The following is a 19011-nucleotide window of genomic DNA, read 5'->3' on the forward strand; positions in this document are numbered from 1 at the left end:
CCGGCTGGACCGCCGCAGCATCACGACAACGATGCTGATGCCACACAGACGGGGGCAATTGCCCTCCGGAGTCGCGTCGTCGAGTTCCTTGCCGAACGGCTGGCGGCGTGATCAGGCGGCCTTGGCCGCGTGATATTCCTTGATCGCCACCATCTTGATCGCCGGATAGCGCTCCGCCTCGTAGCGCAGCGAGAAACCATCCTGCGCCAGGAAGACCGGGTCGCCATCGAGATCACGGGCGATATCCCCGCGCTTGACGGTGAGGAACTTGTCGAGTTCAGCAGCCTGATCGGACGAAATCCAGCGGCAGACGGAGAAGCGCGACATTTCGAAGGAGACGGGCAGGCCGTATTCGGCCATCAGGCGCTCCTTCAGGACATCGAGCTGCAGCGCGCCGACGACACCGACGATAGCCGGCGAGCCATCTTCCGGCTGGAAGAGCTGGACGACGCCTTCTTCGGCCATCTGCTGCAGGGCTTCCTTCAGCTTCTTGGCCTTCATGGCATCTTCCAGTCGAACGCGGCGCAGGATTTCCGGCGAGAAATTCGGCACGCCCTGGAAGACCAGGCTTTCGCCTTCCGTCAGCGTATCGCCGATGCGCAGCGTGCCATGGTTCGGAATGCCGACTACATCGCCGGCAAAGGCCGTATCGGCGAGCTGGCGCTGCGAGGCGAAGAAGAACTGCGGCGCGGTGAGACCAAGCTGCTTGCCGGTACGTGCCAGCCGGGCCTTCATGCCGCGCTCCAGTTTGCCGGAGCAGATGCGGGCAAAGGCGATACGGTCGCGATGGTTCGGGTCCATGTTCGCCTGGATCTTGAAGACGAAGGCCGTCATCCTGTCTTCGGCGGCATGCACGGTTCTGATATCGGCGACCTGGTCGCGCGGCGGCGGCGCGAAATCGCCGAGCGCGTTGATGAGGTCGCGAACCCCGAAATTGCGCAGGGCCGAGCCGAAGAAAACCGGCGTCATGTGGCCTTCGAGGAAGGATTCACGATCGAAGGGTCGGCAGGCTTCGATCGCCAGTTCCACTTCTTCGATAAAGGCATCACGTTCATTTTCCGGCAGCCGATCGGCAACGCTCTGCGGTCCGTTGACGGGGGTAACGTCGACTTCCGTATCGGAGCCGCGCACCGTATTTTCCTTCAAGTGATAGGAGCCGCAGAAGGTCTTGGAGCGGCCGATCGGCCAGGTGATCGGGGCGGTATCCAGTGCCAGCTTCTCTTCGACCTCATCCAGAATCTCGAAGGGATCGCGGCTTTCGCGGTCCATCTTGTTGATGAAGGTGATGATCGGAATGTCGCGCATGCGGCAGACTTCGAAAAGCTTCAGTGTACGCGGCTCGATACCTTTGGCGGCGTCGATCACCATGACGGCGGCGTCGACTGCCGTCAGCGTGCGGTAGGTATCGTCAGCGAAGTCTTCGTGACCGGGCGTATCGAGAATATTGAAGACATTGCCTTCATATTCGAAGGTCATAACTGAGGTGACGACCGAGATGCCGCGCTCGCGCTCGATCTTCATCCAGTCCGAGCGGGTCTGCATGCGATCCTTCTTCGCCTTCACTTCACCGGCGAGCTGGATAGCGCCACCGAAAAGCAACAGCTTTTCCGTGAGCGTCGTCTTACCCGCATCCGGGTGTGCGATAATAGCGAATGTGCGACGGCGGGAGACCGCCTCGGCGAGACTTTCGGCCATGATGTGAATCCTGTGGAATTGCGGCGTATCTAGCGATTAAAGCGCGCCATTGCAATTGACCTTGCGGCATGAGGCACGAAGTAATGCCGCATGACCATTCACACAGATACCCGCCCAACCCTCAATTTGATCCGCCTGCCGAACGGCCAGGGCCTGGATCTGCCCACCTATGAAACGCGTGGTGCAGCCGGCATGGACCTGCGCGCGGCGATCGACGAGGACAAGCCGCTGGTGCTGGCGCCGGGCAAACGCGCGCTCATTCCGACGGGCTTCGTCTTTGAAATTCCTGAGGGTTTCGAGGGCCAGGTGCGCCCGCGTTCCGGTCTCGCGGCCAAGAACGGCGTCACCTGCCTCAATGCGCCCGGTACCGTCGACTGCGATTATCGCGGCGAAGTGAAGGTCATTCTCGTCAATCATGGCGAGGAGGATTTCACCATCACGCGCGGCATGCGCATCGCGCAGATGGTGATTGCACCATTCATTCAGACCCGCATCGTCGAAGTCTCGGAGACGACCGAAACCGCACGCGGCGCCGGCGGCTTCGGCTCGACCGGGGTATGAGCGTCGTCGATTCCGGCGGGCTTACCTTCCGGCAGGATTATTTCGGCGATCCCGCGGCCTGGAGCTCTCTCGTCTCCCTGCTCGATGATACGTTCGGCATCGATATCGATCCGCTGCGCGAACTTGGCGGCCCGGACCCGACCAGCATGCCGTTCGGCTGGTTTACGAATGAAGGTCTGCTCGCCGCCAATCTCTCCGCCTTCGCCATGCCTTTTGTCCTCAACGGCAGGCTCGTCAATGCCGCCGCCTTTCAGTCCGGCGCGGTCCGCGCGCCATGGCGCGGCCGCGGTCTCTATCGCGACGTGACCGGCAAGGCGCTTGCCTGGTGTGAGGCGCGGGGTTTCGAGGCCATCATCCTCTACACGGATAAGCCGGCGCTTTATGAGCCCTACGGTTTCCGCTCGCTTCCGCTTCACAAGTATGTAGGCGCTGCACCAATGTCTGAAGGTGCCGCCGTATCACGGCCTCTTCAGCCGCGCGATGCAGATGATCTCGCCCTGCTTCAGGGCCTGCTGAGGAACCGCAAGCCAGTTTCGGAGACGCTCGCCGTTGCCAGCAGCGCTGCGATGTTCCTCATCAACACGCAGCTCGATCCCGATGTTCGCTTGAGCTATCTGGAAGAGAGCAAGGCCATCGTCGCATGGAGGATGCCGGTACCCGGCCACGTCGTTCTTCTCGACGTGGTCGCGGCGGAGATCCCTTCACTCGCCGTCGTCCTTTCCGGTCTCGGCATCCGGGCAACGACAGTCGAGGCGCTCTTCCGCCCTGACCGGCTCGGCTGGTCAGGCGAGGCGATGCCTTACGGAGGCGGAACATGCCTGATGCTGCGTGGACTTGAGGAGACAAGCGTCGATCATCCCGCCATGCTGTCGCCAATGGCGGATTTCTGAGGCTATTTTTTTCGTATCAGGGGCGGCAGGCGCCGCTTGACCGGCGAGGATTTGATCATCGACGTATTGGTCTCCGCCCGCTCGGCCACCTTGTCGAGAATGCTGTCGAGCTCACCCATCGAACGGACGACGAGGCGTGCGATGAAGCAATCGTCTCCGGTCACCTTGTCGCATTCGATGAATTCGGGTGTGTCCTGAATAATGCGCTCGACGATATGGAGTTGGCCGGGCAGCGGGCGCACCCGCACGATCGCCTGGAGAGGATAGCCGATCGCGGCCGGATCGAGATCGATGGTGAAGAGCGTCACCACCCCACGATCCTCAAGCCGACGCAGACGCTCTGCCGCGCTCGGCGAAGAAAGTCCTACAGCCTGGGCGAGTTCCTTTAGGGAAATACGCGAATTTCCGGCCAGCGCCTCTATCATTGCGCGGTCAATATCATCGACTGCCTGCATCTCGTTAGCCAACATGGCAAAAACTCCTAACAAGATTAGGTTTATCCAGCCTTTCCCTTTTTCAGCTTATAGAAAATGCTGCGATGCCGCAATACAATTTCCCGCTAACGAATGGAGATGGCGATGCAGGGTGAGATCAAAAGAGGCACAGCAGAGATGACGGCAGCGATGCTGATCTCGGGAACGATCGGCTGGTTCGTCGTCACGTCGGGCCAGCCCGTCAGCGGCGTAGTCTTCTGGCGCTGCTTCTTCGGCGCACTGACCCTGCTGGTGGTCTGCACTGCGCTCGGCCTGCTGAAGCCTGGTATCATCAGCGTGCGGTCGCTCGGCATCGCTGTCTTCGGCGGTATCGCCATCGTCTCCAACTGGCTGCTGTTGTTCGCCTCCTATTCGCATGCGTCGATCTCGATCGCGACGACTGTCTACAACACTCAGCCTTTCATGCTGCTTGCGCTCGGCGCGCTCTTTCTCGGGGAGAAGATCACAGGCACCAAGCTCTTCTGGCTCGGGCTTTCCTTTGCCGGCATGGCTGCTATCGTCGAGGCGAAACCAAATAGCGATGCCGTCTCCGGCAGCTACGGTCTCGGCATCCTAATGGCGCTGGGGGCTGCATTCTTCTATGCACTCGCCGCGCTTGCCGCCAAATGGCTGCGCGGCACGCCGCCGCATCTGATCGCGCTGATCCAAGTTTCGACCGGCATCGTCATGCTGGCGCCGATGACCGATTTTTCCAACCTACCTGCCGATACCAGTTCCTGGATGATCCTGATCGCGGTCGGCGTCGTCCACACCGGTCTTATGTATGTGTTGCTCTATGGCGCGATCCAGAAACTGCCGACGCATCTGACCGGCGCCTTGTCTTTCATCTATCCGGTCGCTGCCATCCTGGTCGACCGCTTCGCTTTCGGCCACGCATTGCAGCCAATGCAGATTGCCGGGGCGGCAGTTATTCTGCTCGCCGCCGCCGGCATGAATCTGGGCTGGTCGCCGGCGAGACTTATTCGCCTGCCGGCAGCCGGACGGTGAGCCACTAGTTTGGCTTACGTGTTACTTCGCTTGGCGCGTCGTTTCGAACAGGAACCAGGTGCGGCGTTCGCTCTGGTCGATCCAGTTCTCGATCAGGCTGGCGGTCGCAACGTCATTATGTTCGTCGCAGACTTCGTGCACTTCGCGCAGGATGGAGACGAGGTGAAGGTTGTCTTCGCGCAGTTCCGAGAGCATGTCCTCGGGGGTGACATAGTCAGCATCATTGTCCGGAATGCGCTGCTGGCGGGCGATCTGGCCGATCGAGCGTAGCGTCGTGCCGCCGATCTTGCGGGCGCGTTCGGCGACCTCGTCGGTCATATCGAAGATCTGTTCCGCCTGCTCGTCGAGCAGCAGATGGTAATCGCGAAAATGCGGGCCGGACATGTGCCAGTGGAAGTTCTTGGTCTTGACGTAGAGCGTGAAGACATCGGCGAGCAGCCCGGTCAGCGCGGCCGAAATATCGGTGATCGCGTTGGTCGGCAGGTCGGAAGGGGTCTTGAGCGGCGAACGTCTGCGGGCTTCGGCTGAGGTAGGCGACATATATTCTCTCCTTGGTGATGAAAACCGTCTGCGCCGACAGCTTTGGGAAGCCGCGGCGGGCCGTGTCAGCGGCCGCTTGCGACAGGGAAAATAGCAAGGCGTGATCGGTTTCCAAGTAGATCATGGTTCAGCCGACCTATTCCTTATGGTTATGGACAGATCAGCGCCAGGCGATTGATGAGGCCCGCCTCACCCGCCTATAGAAGTATCCGCAAGTCAGTGGATATGAAGATGAGCCTTACCGTCCTGATCGCCTATGCCGGAGCCCTGTTCATCGCCGCCGCCATTCCCGGCCCGGGGATCACGGCAATCGTCGCCCGCGCGCTCGGCTCGAATTTCCGCGAGACCTTCTTCATGGGCCTCGGCCTGGTGCTCGGCGACGTGACCTATCTGACCGCGGTCATCCTCGGCCTTGCCTTCGTGGCGCAGACTTTCACCGAAATATTCCTCATCATCAAGATCGCCGGTGCTCTCTATCTCGGCTACATCGCCTGGAAGCTCTGGGCGGCCGGCCTGCTGCCGCAGGATATTGCCGCGAAGAAATCCAGCAGTGCAGGCATGTCGTTCCTGTCCGGCCTGCTGGTGACGCTCGGAAACCCGAAGACCATGCTCTTCTATGTGGCGCTGGTGCCGACGCTGATCGATTTGAACAGCATCGGCATGCGCGAGTATCTCATCCTGCTCGCCGTCACTTTCGCGGTGCTGATGATCGTGCTCGTTCCCTATATGCTGCTTGCGTCGCGCGCCCGCACGATGCTGAAACAGCCACGCGCATTGCAGGTTCTGAATCGCGTCGCCGCCAGCATCCTGGCAGGCACAGCAGCCTTCATCGCCACGCGTGCTGCCTGAAATAAACATTCGGCAACGAACGGTTCTCAAAGGATTTTTTCTCCAGCTCAAGCGGCCGGCAGGTGAAGCCACTCTGGTCTCACCGCCACTTTGACCCTATTCTCTCTGCAGATTTCAGGATGGATTTCAAAGGGAGAGCACCATGTCGCACAAACCAGGCCGCGGCCGTATCTATTCCTCGATAACGGACACAATAGGCGACACGCCGCTCGTTCGTCTCGACAAACTCGCCAAAGAAAAGGGCGTGGTGGCCAACCTCCTTGCCAAGCTGGAATTCTTCAACCCGATCGCCTCGGTGAAGGACCGCATCGGCGTTGCCATGATCGAGAGCCTGGAAACGCAGGGCAAGATTTCTCCCGGCAAGACGGTGCTGATCGAACCGACTTCGGGCAATACCGGCATCGCGCTTGCCTTCGCTGCGGCTGCCAAAGGTTACCGGCTGATCCTCACCATGCCGGAAACCATGTCCGTCGAGCGCCGCAAGATGCTGGCGCTGCTCGGCGCCGAACTGGTGCTGACCGAAGGGCCGAAGGGCATGAAGGGAGCGATTGCCAAAGCGGAGGAACTCGCCGCTTCGCTCCCCGACGCGGTCATCCCGCAGCAGTTCGAAAACCCGGCCAACCCGGAAATCCACCGCAAGACAACAGCTGAGGAGATCTGGAACGACACCGATGGCAACGTCGATATCTTCGTTGCCGGCATCGGCACCGGCGGCACGATCACCGGCGTCGGCCAGGTGCTGAAGAGCCGCAAGCCGGATATCCGGATCGTGGCCGTCGAGCCGGCGGATTCGCCCGTACTGTCAGGCGGTACGCCCGGCCCGCACAAGATCCAGGGCATCGGTGCAGGCTTCGCGCCAAAGATCCTCGATACCAGCATCTATGACGAGGTCGTCACCGTCAGCAATGACGACGCATTCCAGCAGGCACGGCTCGTCGCCAGACTTGAAGGCGTGCCTGTCGGCATCTCCTCCGGTGCGGCGCTGACGGCGGCAATCGAGGTCGGCCGCCGTCCGGAAAATGCCGGCAAGAACATTGTCGTCATCATCCCGTCCTTTGCCGAGCGCTATCTTTCGACGGCGTTGTTCGAAGGCCTCGGAAGCTGAAGGGAAATTAGTGAGTAGTGAGTAGCGAGTAGCGAGTAGCGACTGAGGCTGCTTTCGGTGCCTGCCGCAAATCGCTTTGGCTTGCCAATCATTGCGAGTTGCTACTCACTGCTCACCACTCACTCAACCTCATGCCGCTGCCGTCAACCGCGCGCCAGCAACGCGGTAGGAGATAGCCTCGGCGAGGTGAATACGTCCGACCATTTCCTTGCCGTCGAGGTCGGCAAGCGTGCGGGCGACCTTGAGGACGCGGTGGTAACCGCGCGCCGAAAACTTCATCTTGTCTGCGGCATCCCGCAATAGCTGCAATCCCGCGGCATCCGGCTCGGCGAATTTCTCGATCATCGCCGTGGAGCATCCGGCATTGGTGGAAATGCCCACAGCGCCTGCAGCAGCATAGCGTTCGCGCTGAATGTCGCGGGCACGCGCGACACGCCGGGCAACATCGGCACTCGCTTCGGCGACCGTCGGCCGGATGAGATCGGCGGCGGAAACAGCCGGCACGTCGATGCGGATATCGATGCGGTCCATCAGCGGGCCGGAAATACGGGCCTGATAATCGGTCATGCAGCGCGGCCCTCGGGCACATGTATGGCCCGGTTCGCCCGCCATGCCGCAGCGGCAGGGATTCATGGCCGCAATGAGCTGGATCCGCGCCGGATAGGAGACGCGGTGATTGGCCCGCGCGATGACGCATTCGCCGCTTTCCAGCGGTTGACGCAAGGCGTCGAGTACCTGCGGTGTGAATTCCGGAAACTCGTCGAGGAAAAGCACGCCGTGATGGGCAAGCGAAGCCTCGCCTGGTCTGGCGCGCAGGCCGCCGCCGATAAGGGCTGCCATCGTCGCTGAATGGTGCGGCGTGCGGTAGGGCCTGCGGTCGGAGAGCTTGCCGCCGGACAGCTGGCCGGCGATGGAATGGATCATCGAGACTTCAAGCAATTCGGCGGGCGATAGCGGCGGCAGGATGGATGGCAGTCTCGAAGCCAGCATCGACTTGCCGGAGCCGGGCGGCCCAACCATCAAGAGGTTATGGCCGCCGGCAGCCGCCACTTCGAGCGCCCGCTTGGCGCTTTCCTGTCCCTTGATCTCGGCGAGATCGGGCAAATTGGCGGCATTCGGGCGAATGGACGGTTCCGGGCGCGAAAGGATCTGTGTGCCGCGGAAATGATTGGCGAGTGCTATCAGGCTCCGCGGCGCCAGAATGTCGACCTCAGACCCAGCCCAGGCGGCCTCGGATCCGCTTTCGGCCGGGCAGATCAGGCCTTTCCCGCTGGCGTTGGCACCGATTGCCGCCGGCAGAGCGCCGGCGATTGCTGCAATCGTACCGTCGAGGTTGAGTTCGCCGACGACGACATAGTCGGACAAGGCATCCGCCGGGATGGCGCCGAGAGCTGCCATCAAACCAAGCGCGATCGGAAGGTCGAAGTGACTGCCTTCTTTGGGAAGGTCCGCGGGCGCAAGGTTTACCGTCACGCGCTTGGATGGCAGCGCCAGACCGGAAGCGTGCAGGGCTGCCTGCACCCGCTCTCGGCTTTCCGCAACCGCTTTATCAGGAAGCCCGACGATCTGGATTCCCATTTTACCGGGAGCGACCATGACCTGGACCTCGACCGGAACACCTTCAATGCCCTGAAATGCAACCGTGCTGACGCGCGCGACCATGCCCCTGCCCCGTGACCCTGAACCCCAACCTATGAAGGCGGTCACAATCTGGCATGGAAATCGGAATAAAACAAGAACGACAAGCGAACGAATTCAGCTATCCGCTGCAATCAAATTGCAGCGGGTTGCAATTCTGGAACGGAGGCGATCAAAGGCGGAACGATAAGGACACTTTTTGTAGTCTGTTCTTGGCTTCGCTTTAGCCGCGCTTGCGCTCGATGGCATCCCATAAAAGGCTTGCGATATCGGCGCCGCCGAACTTCTTCACTTCGCGGATGCCGGTGGGCGAAGTCACGTTGATCTCGGTCATATAATCGCCGATCACGTCGATGCCGACGAGCAGGAAGCCGCGTTCACGCAGAGCCGGGCCGATGCGTTCGCAGATTTCCTTTTCGCGTGCGGTCAGTTCGGTTGGCTCGGCGCGGCCGCCGACATGCATGTTGGAGCGACTGTCATGCTCGGCCGGGACGCGATTGATCGCGCCGGCAAATTCACCGTCGACGAGGATGATGCGCTTGTCGCCCTTGCGCACGTCAGGCAGGTACTGCTGGGCGATGAAGGGCTCGCGGAAGAGCTGACCGAACATTTCGAGCAGCGAGGACAGGTTGCGGTCATCCCTGGTGGAATGGAAGACGCCGGCGCCGCCATTGCCGTAGAGCGGCTTCAGGATGATATCACCCATCTCGTCGCGGAAGCGGCGGATCTCGCCCGGATCCTTGGTGATCAGCGTCTTCGGCATCAGGTCGGAAAATTCGGTGACGAAGATCTTTTCCGGTGAGTTGCGTACCCAGCCCGGATCATTGACGACGAGCGTCTTCGGATGGATGCGCTCCAGAAGATGCGTCGACGTAATGTAGGACATGTCGAAAGGCGGGTCCTGGCGCAGCAGGACGACATCCATCGTCGAGAGATCGACGCGCTCAGGCGCTCCGAGTTCATAGTGATCGCCCTTGACGTCGCGCAGCACCATCGGCTCGACGGCGGCATAGAGCTTGTCATCGCGCAAACTCAGGCGGTCAGGCGTGTAATGGAAGAGCTTGTAGCCACGCGCCTGCGCCTCAAGGCTCATGGCGAAGGTGGAATCGCCAGCGATATTGATGCCGGAGACATGGTCCATCTGGACCGCTACGTTCTTGATCTTGGCCATTTCCGTCCCTTGAGCTGATGCCGCCCAGATGTAGGTCGGTCAGGCGTCAAACGCAACGGCAATCAATGGCTTCGCATGCCTCCGCTGGCGCAATTTTCAGGCCGCGATGCCGGTGCCGCCGCCGTTGCGCAAGAGGTTGCGCAGGCGATAGGCAATGGCGAGCGGCTTCGGGAAAGGCCTGCGCAGGAAGGCGACCTTGCGGACGTAATCGTCGACCCGCCAGTTCGCCCAGGTGCCACCGGCGAAGAAGGCGACATCGCCCGTCTGCAGTGTGCGCTCCACGCCGTCTTCAGTGGCGACGTGCACTTCACCTTCAAGGATCATGACCGTCTCGTCCCAACCGAACCGCCAGCGGAATTCGCCCGATGTGCAATCCCAGATCGCCGTCAGCGATGCATCGTCATGGCCGCGGGAATGTTCTGCCGTGCGCGCCTGCGGATTGCCGCTGATAATCCAGTCCGGATTGATCGGCGTCGGCTTCAGCACCATGCGGTCGCTTGCCTGCGCGACGAAAGATTTGCCTGATGGCTTTAACGCGGCATAAGGCACGGACCGCGCAGCCATGGCGACGGCGGTTGCAAGCATCATTTTCAAGGCCATGAATTACCCCCAGTTTGCTACCCCTAGCTGAACCGTGGATAACAAAAGAGTCGTAAAAGCCCGTTCAAGCAGACGCTAAAATTTTAATGAAAGCCTATTGGTCGCCGACGACTGCGCGGACACCGCCGCAAGAACAACGCACAGCAAAATCCTAGAAAGCATCAGGGAAATGGCGAGGCAGCCTCCCCGGCACTATCGCGACAATATCATAGCGTTGCGAAAGCCGAGCATAATCGCGCTGACGGGCGAGCCACAGATCGCTCGCAGCCCGGATGCGTTTTTGCGAGGCGTAGGACACAGCATCCACCGCGCCCATTTCGTCGGCGCGCGCCTTGACCTCGACAAAGACGGCCAGATCCCCCTTACGGGCGATAATATCGATCTCGCCGAGCTTCGTCCGGTGCCGCAGGGCGAGAATGCGATAACCTTTCAGTATCAGGAAAATGGCGGCGATATATTCCGCCGCCGCGCCGCGACGCAGCGCCCTCCTCCTGCGGAGCGTTGCTTCGCCGTCAGCCATTCGCCGCCTTCATGTCGAGAAGCTTCTGGTAGAGCACCTTGCGCGGCAGTCCGGTCAGGCGGGCGGCCTCGGTCGCGGCCTTGGCCGTCGGCAGGGATTTTGCGAGATCGGTGAGAATCGCGTCGACATCAGCTTCCGTGGCAGGCTGCTCTTTCGGTGGGCCGATCACCAACACGATCTCACCCTTCACATTGTCATGCTCTTCATAATGGGCTGCGAGTTCGGCAAGCGTGCCGCGGCGGAATTCCTCATAGGTCTTCGTCAGTTCGCGGCAGACCGAGGCCCGGCGTTCAGTGCCGAGCACATCAGCGGCGGCCAGCAGCGTTGCGCCGATGCGATGAGGTGATTCAAAGAAGATCAGCGTGGCCGGTACACTCATGAATTCCGCGAGCCGGTCGCGCCGCGCCTTGTCCTTGGTCGGAAGGAAACCGGCAAAGAGAAAGGCGTCGTTCGGCAGCCCTGAGCCGACGAGAGCCGCAAGCGGCGCGGAAGCGCCGGGAATGGGGATAACGCGGTAACCGGCCTCGATCGCCTGCTGCGCCAGGCGATAGCCGGGATCGGAGACAAGTGGTGTGCCGGCATCGGAAACGAGTGCCACCGACCTGCCGGCCTCGAGCGCCTGCAGGAGCCGTGGCCCGGCCTCATCGGCATTATGTTCATGATAGGCGAAGGGGCGGTTCTGAATGCCGTAACGATCGAGCAGGACGCGGGTGACGCGTGTATCCTCGCAAGCCAAAACATCGGCACCGGCCAGCGTTTCCAGCGCCCGCAGCGTGACATCGCCGAGATTGCCGATCGGTGTGGCGACGAGATAGAGAGCTGGTTCGAGCGGGCGCGCCGGCACCGCGATATTATGCAGGCGAAAACCGCGCCGGGCGCCAGTTTCCGCTGTCGTCTCTTCCGTCATGCCATTCGCTTTCGTTCCGCCGGCCTCTTCCTTTTATGGGCGAGCAGTGTGGCTTCGACAAGGGCCGCAATTTCTGTGAGCATTGCGCTGCAAAACGGCATTTGCGGGCCTGCGGGCAACCATGCCTCTTGCAATCGCCGGCAAAGTTCTGCCATTTTGCCCGTCCACTCCCCTCTCCCAAAGGGGAAAGCAGTGACGCGGCGCTTCCGGGCGCCCGGACAATAAAGGTCGAAAGCGGTAGCATCCCATGCGTATTACTATTGAGCGGTCAAACCTTTTGAAGTCGCTGAACCACGTGCATCGCGTGGTCGAACGCCGCAACACGATCCCGATCCTGTCCAACGTGCTCCTGAAGGCCGACGGGCAAAACCTCGACATGAAGGCCACTGACCTCGATCTCGAAATCACCGAAGCTACACCTGCCAATGTCGAGCAGCCCGGCGCCACTACCGTTCCAGCGCATCTTCTTTACGACATCGTGCGCAAGCTTGCCGATGGTGCGGAAGTGCTTCTTGCCACTTCCCAGGATGGCGGCTCGATGACCGTTCAGTCCGGCCGCTCGAAATTCTCGCTGCAGTGCCTGCCGGAATCCGACTTCCCCGATCTGACCGCCGGCACCTTCACGCATTCCTTCAAGCTGAAGGCAAGCGATCTGAAGATGCTGATCGATCGCACGCAGTTTGCGATTTCGACCGAAGAAACCCGCTACTATCTGAACGGCATCTTCTTCCATACGATCGAAAGCGAGGGCAGCCTGAAGCTGCGCGCCGTTGCGACCGACGGCCACCGTCTGGCCCGCGCCGATGTGGATGCGCCCTCGGGCTCCGAAGGCATGCCAGGCATCATCATTCCGCGCAAGACGGTCGGTGAATTGCAGAAGCTCGTCGACACCCCGGATGCGATCGTCACCGTCGAAGTCTCCGATGCCAAAATCCGCCTTACCATCGGCTCCATCGTCATGACCTCGAAGCTGATCGACGGCACCTTCCCGGATTATCAGCGCGTCATCCCGACCAATAATGACAAGGAAATGCGCGTCGATTGCACGAGCTTTGCCCAGGCCGTCGACCGCGTTTCCACCATTTCGTCCGAGCGCGGCCGCGCCGTAAAGCTCGCACTTTCCGACGGCCAGCTGCTGCTCACCGTCAACAATCCGGATTCCGGCAGTGCTACGGAAGAAGTTGCCGTCGGCTATGATACGGATCCGATGGAAATCGGCTTCAATGCCAAATACCTGCTCGACATCACTGCGCAGCTTTCAGGCGACGAGGCGATCTTCCTTCTGGCCGATGCCGGTTCGCCGACACTCGTGCGTGACACCGCCGGCGACGACGCTCTCTACGTGCTGATGCCGATGCGCGTTTAAACGCGCGTCGCCTTCCTGTCTTAAACCTTCCTGATTGCGACATCGCCTCTTGTTTTTGCTTCACCCTCCTGCAATTAAGGGCAGGACGAACAGCAGGCATGGGAGGACGGCATGGCATTGCGACTCAAGGAACGACTCGGCAGGAAATTCGACGAGGAGATCCGCTTCTTCAAGGGCATGATGCAGGGGCCGAAAACTGTCGGCTCCATTGTACCGACCTCTTCGATCACCGCCCGAAAGATGGCGAGTGTCGCAAATCCGCATTCGGATCTGCCTGTACTCGAACTTGGCCCCGGCACAGGCGCCATCACCAAGGCGATCCTTGCCCATGGCGTGAAACCGGAAAAGCTCGTCGCCATCGAATATTCGACGGATTTCTACCAACATCTCGTGCAGCTTTATCCTGATGTGACCTTCATCAACGGCGATGCCTTCGATCTCGACAAAACGCTCGGCTCTCTCAAGGATCAGAAATTCGACTCCGTTATCTCAGGCATACCGCTGCTGAATTTCCCAATGCAGGCGCGCATCGCGCTCCTGGAAAGCCTGCTCGACCGCATGCCGGCTGGCCGGCCGATGGTGCAGATTTCCTATGGCGCGGTCTCGCCGATCGTCGCCAATGCCGATCGCTACAGCATTCATCATTTTGATTTCATCGTGCGCAATATTCCTCCGGCTCAACTCTGGATCTATCGGCGCGGATAAGTGTTCGGACTTTATATCACCCACCCTCAGGTCAAGATCGATCCTGCGGTTCCCGTTCCCCAATGGGGTCTTTCCGAGATCGGCGCGGAGCGCGCCCGCAAGGCTGCGACGAGCGCTTGGGCGAAGCGGCTGACCCGCATTGTCTCCAGCGATGAGACCAAGGCGATCGAGACAGCAGAAATCCTTGCTGCGGCCTCAGGCGGGAAAATCGAGATCGTGCATGGCATGCACGAGAACGACCGCTCCGCCACCGGTTTCCTGCCGCCCGACAAATTCGAAGAGGCGGCCAACTGGTTCTTCGCTCACCCGCAAGAGAGCTTCAGGGGCTGGGAGCGGGCCGCCGATGCGCAGAACCGCATCGTCTCTGCCGTCGAGAGCATCTTGTCGTCGCATGATGCGAATGCGCCGATCGCCTTTGTCGGCCATGGCGGCGTCGGGACGCTGCTCAAATGCCATCTGATGGGCTTGCCGATTGCGCGTGATCGCGACCAGCCGGGCGGCGGCGGCAATCTCTATGCTTTCGGCCTTGCAGATCGGCGCTTATCATGCGACTGGACACCCATCGAAGACTGGCGGGGATGAATTGAGATGGACGCACGCGAGCGGTTGATCGTCGGACTGGATGTTCCAACGATTGGCGAAGCGGAAAGATTGGTTTCCACGCTCGGCGACGACATTCTCTTCTACAAGATCGGCTACCAACTCGTCTTTGCCGGCGGGCTGGAATTTGCCCGCGACCTTGCCGCCAGCGGCAAGAAGATCTTCCTGGACATGAAACTGCTCGACATCGACAACACGGTGGCATCCGGCGTCGAAAACATCGCCAAGATGGGCATGTCGATGCTGACGCTGCATGCCTATCCGAAAGCGATGAAGGCCGCGGTCGAGGCAGCGAAGGGCTCCGGCCTCTGCCTGCTCGGCGTGACCGTGCTGACCTCGATGGATGCCGAGGACCTCGCCGAGGCCGGTTATCAGTATGATCCGCAGGCACTGGTCGCGCGCCGCGCCGCACAGGCGCGTGCCGCCGGTATGGGCGGCATCGTCTGCTCCGCCGAAGAATCCGCTGCTGTCAGCGAGATCGTCGGGCCTGATATGGCGATCGTTACACCCGGCATCCGCCCGACAGGTGCCGAGAAGGGCGACCAGAAGCGGGTGATGACGCCTAAGGATGCACTGAAGGCCGGGTCCACCCATCTCGTCGTCGCCCGCCCGATCGTCAAGGCACCGGAGCCGCGGGAAGCGGCACGTGCAATCCTCAATGAAATGGTCGCCGCGCTCTGGCCGGCGAACCGCTGACACGTCCGCTGAACGGGGAGACAAAAATGCCCAAGGGATACTGGATCGCTCGCGTCGATGTGCGCGACCTCGAGCGCTACAAGGATTACGTCGCAACCGCAAAGCCGGCATTCGAGAAATACGGGGCGAATTTCCTCGCCCGCGGCGGTGCAATCACCGAGCTTGAAGGCAAGGCGCGCGCCCGCAACGTGGTCATCGAGTTTCCCTCGATGCAGCATGCAGTCGACTGCTATAATTCGCCCGAATACCAGGCTGCTGCAAAAATCCGCCGTGAGGCGGCCGACGCGGAAATGGTCGTAGTCGAGGGCGTCTGAGCCAGTTTCGAACGGGTAAAAACTGCGGCGCGATGGCCCTTTTCGTCGCGTCGGTATTCGGCTAATACGAAAGCAATCACAGCATTTCAAAGCCTTTCGAGGAGCCTGCCATGACCCTTGCCAACCTGCCGCCACTCGTCACCGTGTTCGGAGGGTCCGGCTTCATCGGCAGACATATCGTGCGCGTGCTGGCCAAGCGCGGCTATCGCATCCGCGTTGCCGTGCGCCGCCCCGACCTTGCGGGTTTCCTGCAGCCGCTCGGCAATGTCGGCCAGATCTCCTTCGTCCAGGCCAACTTGCGCTACCGCAACTCGATCGACCGGGCTGTCGAAGGCGCCGACCACGTCATCAACTGCGTCGGTATTCTCTTCGAGAGCGGCCGCAACACATTCGATGCCGTGCAGGAATTCGGCGGCCGCGCCGTGGCGGAAGCCGCCCGCAACGCCGGTGCAACGTTGACGCACATTTCCGCCATCGGCGCCAACGCCGGTTCGAACTCAACCTACGGCCGCACCAAAGGCCGTGCCGAAGCCGCAATCCTGTCGATCAAGCCGGATGCGGTAATCTTTCGCCCATCTGTCGTCTTCGGTCCGGAAGACAGCTTCTTCAACAAGTTCGCCGACATGGCGCGCATGTTCCCTGTCCTGCCGCTCGTCGGCGGTGGCAAGACGAAGTTCCAACCGGTTTACGTCGAGGATGTCGCCGAGGCCGTTGCCCGTGCCGTCGACGGCAAGGTCGAAACCGGCAAGATTTATGAACTTGGCGGTCCTGAGGTCCTGACCTTCCGCGAATGTCTCGAAACCATACTCAAGGTCACAGTTCGCAAGAACCCGCTCGTTTCCCTGCCCTTCAGCATCGCATCGCTGATCGGCAGCATCGCCTCGCTGGTGCCGTTCATCGCGCCGCCGATCACGCCGGACCAGGTCAAGCTTCTCAAGCATGACAACGTCGTTTCGAAAGAAGCCGAAGCCGAGGGCCGCACGCTGAGGGGCCTTGGCATCACGCCGACGATGGCGACTTCGGTGCTCGACTCCTACCTCGTGCAGTATCGCCCGCACGGCCAGTATACAGGCTCCGGTAAGGCTGCCTGATCAATCCGACGCCCGACAACTCAAGCGCCGTTCGCGACCTTTCGCGGGCGGCGTTTTCCATTTTGGCGAGGCGCCAACCCGGCGCAAGCCTTGCGTGTTACGACGCATCTCATGGTGTGTGACGTTGCATAAAAGACGCATAGGAAATTTACTGGAATTAACACCAAATTTAGCAGGAACATTTATTGCTATTTGCTATTCCACTGACTAAACACCCCCGCGCGTCTCCAGACAGACTCAAGCGCCTCGCAGGCGTGCGGCATCACGTGAAAGGCTATTTCTGATGGGTAAGTCAATCGCGCTTCTTTTTGCGTGTGCGGCACTGGTAATCCTCGCAGGCTCCTTCATTGCGCCGGGCTCCGTCGCAGCGGTGAAGGGCGGCTGCTCGCCGGCTTACGGCGTCGATCCCTGCTCGACGGCCTCCATTACCCACTAATAAAAAGCCGGTCCTTTCGAACCGGCTTTAATTTTATCCCGGCGCGCGACTCATATTCGCTCGCCCGCGTAATGACTCAGCTGATCATGCCTACCATCGCCATGCCGAGCAGCACAAAACCCAGAATGATGCGATAGATCGCGAAGACCGTGAAGCGGTTGCTTCTGATATAGGCCAGCAGCCACTTGACGGCGACGAAGGCGACGACGGTCGAAACGACGAAGGCGATGCCGAGCGCAGTCCAGTCCTCGTTTGCCGCGCCGCCATCCTTGACGGTTTTCAGCAGCGAAAAGGCGCTTGCGGCATACATGGTCGGAATGCCGACGAGGAAGGCAAATTCGGTTGCAGCGGCGCGGTTAGCCGTGCCGGCCAGCATGGCGACGAAAATCGTGGCGCCGGAGCGGGACGTCCCGGGGAAGACGCCGGCAACGACCTGGGCTATACCAACCAGAATGGCGACGAGCCAGGTGATGTGGGAGCTCGGCGGGCGGCGGGCAGCGGCCCATTCGGCGAAGATCATCCAGATACCGCCGATGATGAGCGCCCAGGCAACCGGGGTTGCGTTCTCAGGCAGTTCGAACCCGAGCTTCTTGACCAACAGCCCGAGGACGGCAGTGATCAGAAAGGCGCCGATCAGTTTAAAAGCATAATCACGGTTTTGCGGATCGCGCCAGCCGAGCAGGAGATCGAGCAGGCGGCGCCAATAGATGATCGTGACGGCAAGGATCGCTCCTGCCTGAATGACGATGTTGAATGTCTCGCTGCGTGCGCCAAGCCACTGTTCCGCAATAATCAGATGGCCAGTGCTCGAAATCGGCAGGAACTCTGTGATCCCTTCTATAATGCCCAGAATTATAGAGTTTATATAGTCCATAAGTGTCTCCGGTTGGGGTTCGGTCGGACGGGAGTGGCGGTCAGGCTATATTGCACTGCACAATCACCATTCGCCAGAGCGGGAGGCAAGAAAGGCGAGCGGGGAGTTGCGATCGTTCAGGCAGCCATGTTTTGTCCCTTGTCAGGCGGTCTAGCCCGATTCGCTTGTATTGGAGGGGCCAAACTCCTATAGCTTCAACGAATGAGTCATGACTAGGGCGGTATAATCGGCGCGCCCTTGAGCCCATGCACCACAATCAAAAGTCCGAGTATCGATGCCCACGCTTTATCATCATCCCATGTCGTCCGCATCCCGCTTCGTCAGGCTCATTCTGGCGGAATACGGCTATCAGGCGGAGCTGATCGAGGAACAGACCTGGGAGAAGCGCCGGGACTTCCTGGCGCTCAACCCGGCCGGCACACTGCCTGTTTATGTCGATGACAGCATGCGGGCGCTCTGTGGCGCGACCGTCATTTCGGAATATCTCGACGAGACGCATGGCGTGCTGAAACGCGACCGCCGGTTGCTCGCCGAGGACCCGTTCCAGCGCGCGGAAATCCGCCGTTTGACGGAATGGTTCATGCAGAAGATGGAAAACGACGTCACCAAGCCGCTGGCACGCGAGCGCGTCTACAAGCTGCAGATGACGGCCGACCAGGGCGGTGGCGCCCCGGATTCCAAGATGTTGCGGACGGCACGCGCCAATATCCGCCAGCATATGCGTTATCTCACCTGGCTAGCGGGCTCGCGCCAATGGCTCGCCGGCGAGCGAATGAGTTATGCCGATCTTGCCGCCGCAGCCTCGATCTCCATTCTCGATTATCTCGGTGAGATCGACTGGTCGGAATCGCCCCTCGCCAAGGACTGGTACCAGCGGCTGAAATCGCGCCCGTCTTTTCGCCCGCTTCTGACCGAGCGCGTACGCGGCCTGACGCCGGTCTCCCATTACGCCGACCTGGATTTCTAACGAGG

General features: G+C 60.6%; 22 protein-coding genes. 13 read left to right on the forward strand and 9 right to left on the reverse strand.

The window, feature by feature from the left end:
* Positions 1 to 111: 111 nt before the first annotated feature.
* Positions 112 to 1695 carry a peptide chain release factor 3 gene (locus JNB85_RS06330; protein WP_220333508.1) on the reverse strand — a complete coding sequence of 528 codons (1584 nt, stop codon included), beginning with the start codon at positions 1693 to 1695 and terminating at the stop codon, positions 112 to 114.
* Between the two features lie 90 nt (positions 1696 to 1785).
* Between JNB85_RS06330 and dut the strand changes: the two genes are divergently transcribed.
* Together dut and JNB85_RS06340 are read left to right on the forward strand one after the other, a co-directional pair.
* The gene (gene dut / locus JNB85_RS06335; protein WP_220333509.1) at positions 1786 to 2256 is read left to right on the forward strand and encodes a dUTP diphosphatase; all 471 of its coding nucleotides are present in this window, start codon (positions 1786 to 1788) and stop codon (positions 2254 to 2256) included.
* Complete coding sequence (locus tag JNB85_RS06340; RefSeq protein WP_220333510.1) at positions 2253 to 3146, forward strand: GNAT family N-acetyltransferase; 894 nt, start codon at positions 2253 to 2255, stop codon at positions 3144 to 3146. The genes dut and JNB85_RS06340 overlap by 4 nt, the downstream gene beginning before the upstream one ends.
* A gap of 2 nt (positions 3147 to 3148) precedes the next feature.
* Here the strand turns inward: JNB85_RS06340 and JNB85_RS06345 are convergent, their stop codons facing one another.
* Positions 3149 to 3616 carry an Lrp/AsnC family transcriptional regulator gene (locus JNB85_RS06345; RefSeq protein WP_376776545.1) on the reverse strand — a complete coding sequence of 156 codons (468 nt, stop codon included), beginning with the start codon at positions 3614 to 3616 and terminating at the stop codon, positions 3149 to 3151.
* A 108-nt stretch (positions 3617 to 3724) separates the two neighbouring features.
* Here JNB85_RS06345 and JNB85_RS06350 point away from each other — a divergent pair, with 108 nt between their 5' ends.
* A complete protein-coding gene (locus tag JNB85_RS06350; protein ID WP_220333511.1) occupies positions 3725 to 4627 on the forward strand; it encodes a DMT family transporter in 903 nt (300 codons plus the stop codon).
* A 21-nt stretch (positions 4628 to 4648) separates the two neighbouring features.
* Here the strand turns inward: JNB85_RS06350 and JNB85_RS06355 are convergent, their stop codons facing one another.
* Entirely contained in the window at positions 4649 to 5167 is a 519-nt protein-coding gene (locus JNB85_RS06355; RefSeq protein WP_220333512.1) for a Dps family protein, read from the reverse strand.
* A 231-nt stretch (positions 5168 to 5398) separates the two neighbouring features.
* On the opposite strand from JNB85_RS06355, the gene JNB85_RS06360 reads away from it, so the two are divergent.
* On the forward strand, positions 5399 to 6016 hold the full coding sequence (locus JNB85_RS06360) for a LysE family translocator (RefSeq protein WP_220333513.1): 618 nt from the start codon (positions 5399 to 5401) through the stop codon (positions 6014 to 6016).
* Between the two features lie 142 nt (positions 6017 to 6158).
* Positions 6159 to 7121 (forward strand): cysteine synthase A, encoded by a 963-nt coding sequence (gene cysK, locus JNB85_RS06365; protein ID WP_220333514.1) that lies wholly within the window; start codon positions 6159 to 6161, stop codon positions 7119 to 7121.
* A 129-nt stretch (positions 7122 to 7250) separates the two neighbouring features.
* Here cysK and JNB85_RS06370 read toward each other — a convergent pair whose 3' ends face one another.
* The 5 genes from JNB85_RS06370 to rsmI all read right to left on the reverse strand — a co-directional run bounded on the left by JNB85_RS06370 (position 7251) and on the right by rsmI (position 11957).
* A complete protein-coding gene (locus JNB85_RS06370; protein WP_220333515.1) occupies positions 7251 to 8783 on the reverse strand; it encodes a YifB family Mg chelatase-like AAA ATPase in 1533 nt (510 codons plus the stop codon).
* 199 nt (positions 8784 to 8982) lie between these two features.
* A complete protein-coding gene (gene gshB / locus JNB85_RS06375) occupies positions 8983 to 9930 on the reverse strand; it encodes a glutathione synthase (protein WP_220333516.1) in 948 nt (315 codons plus the stop codon).
* A 96-nt stretch (positions 9931 to 10026) separates the two neighbouring features.
* The gene (locus JNB85_RS06380; RefSeq protein WP_220333517.1) at positions 10027 to 10530 is read right to left on the reverse strand and encodes a cupin domain-containing protein; all 504 of its coding nucleotides are present in this window, start codon (positions 10528 to 10530) and stop codon (positions 10027 to 10029) included.
* A gap of 151 nt (positions 10531 to 10681) precedes the next feature.
* The gene (locus JNB85_RS06385; RefSeq protein WP_220333518.1) at positions 10682 to 11050 is read right to left on the reverse strand and encodes a YraN family protein; all 369 of its coding nucleotides are present in this window, start codon (positions 11048 to 11050) and stop codon (positions 10682 to 10684) included.
* Positions 11043 to 11957 (reverse strand): 16S rRNA (cytidine(1402)-2'-O)-methyltransferase, encoded by a 915-nt coding sequence (gene rsmI, locus JNB85_RS06390; RefSeq protein WP_220333519.1) that lies wholly within the window; start codon positions 11955 to 11957, stop codon positions 11043 to 11045. The genes JNB85_RS06385 and rsmI overlap by 8 nt, the downstream gene beginning before the upstream one ends.
* Before the next feature lie 247 nt (positions 11958 to 12204).
* Here rsmI and dnaN point away from each other — a divergent pair, with 247 nt between their 5' ends.
* From dnaN to JNB85_RS06425, 7 genes are all read left to right on the forward strand, one after another.
* Positions 12205 to 13323 (forward strand): DNA polymerase III subunit beta, encoded by a 1119-nt coding sequence (gene dnaN, locus JNB85_RS06395; RefSeq protein WP_220333520.1) that lies wholly within the window; start codon positions 12205 to 12207, stop codon positions 13321 to 13323.
* Between the two features lie 111 nt (positions 13324 to 13434).
* Entirely contained in the window at positions 13435 to 14028 is a 594-nt protein-coding gene (gene pmtA, locus JNB85_RS06400; RefSeq protein WP_183745975.1) for a phospholipid N-methyltransferase PmtA, read from the forward strand.
* Entirely contained in the window at positions 14029 to 14610 is a 582-nt protein-coding gene (locus tag JNB85_RS06405; RefSeq protein ID WP_220333521.1) for a histidine phosphatase family protein, read from the forward strand.
* A gap of 6 nt (positions 14611 to 14616) precedes the next feature.
* A complete protein-coding gene (pyrF, locus tag JNB85_RS06410) occupies positions 14617 to 15324 on the forward strand; it encodes an orotidine-5'-phosphate decarboxylase (RefSeq protein WP_220333522.1) in 708 nt (235 codons plus the stop codon).
* A 26-nt stretch (positions 15325 to 15350) separates the two neighbouring features.
* The gene (locus JNB85_RS06415) at positions 15351 to 15638 is read left to right on the forward strand and encodes a DUF1330 domain-containing protein (protein ID WP_220333523.1); all 288 of its coding nucleotides are present in this window, start codon (positions 15351 to 15353) and stop codon (positions 15636 to 15638) included.
* Positions 15639 to 15748: 110 nt separating this feature from the next.
* The gene (locus JNB85_RS06420) at positions 15749 to 16729 is read left to right on the forward strand and encodes a complex I NDUFA9 subunit family protein (RefSeq protein ID WP_220333524.1); all 981 of its coding nucleotides are present in this window, start codon (positions 15749 to 15751) and stop codon (positions 16727 to 16729) included.
* A 283-nt stretch (positions 16730 to 17012) separates the two neighbouring features.
* On the forward strand, positions 17013 to 17165 hold the full coding sequence (locus tag JNB85_RS06425) for a hypothetical protein (RefSeq protein ID WP_165911864.1): 153 nt from the start codon (positions 17013 to 17015) through the stop codon (positions 17163 to 17165).
* A gap of 76 nt (positions 17166 to 17241) precedes the next feature.
* Here JNB85_RS06425 and JNB85_RS06430 read toward each other — a convergent pair whose 3' ends face one another.
* Complete coding sequence (locus JNB85_RS06430; protein WP_220333525.1) at positions 17242 to 18039, reverse strand: undecaprenyl-diphosphate phosphatase; 798 nt, start codon at positions 18037 to 18039, stop codon at positions 17242 to 17244.
* A gap of 274 nt (positions 18040 to 18313) precedes the next feature.
* Here JNB85_RS06430 and JNB85_RS06435 point away from each other — a divergent pair, with 274 nt between their 5' ends.
* The gene (locus tag JNB85_RS06435; RefSeq protein ID WP_192728435.1) at positions 18314 to 19006 is read left to right on the forward strand and encodes a glutathione S-transferase family protein; all 693 of its coding nucleotides are present in this window, start codon (positions 18314 to 18316) and stop codon (positions 19004 to 19006) included.
* The last annotated feature ends 5 nt before the right edge of the window (positions 19007 to 19011 follow it).

The organism is Rhizobium mesosinicum (assembly GCF_019511345.1).
GTDB lineage: Bacteria > Pseudomonadota > Alphaproteobacteria > Rhizobiales > Rhizobiaceae > Rhizobium > Rhizobium mesosinicum.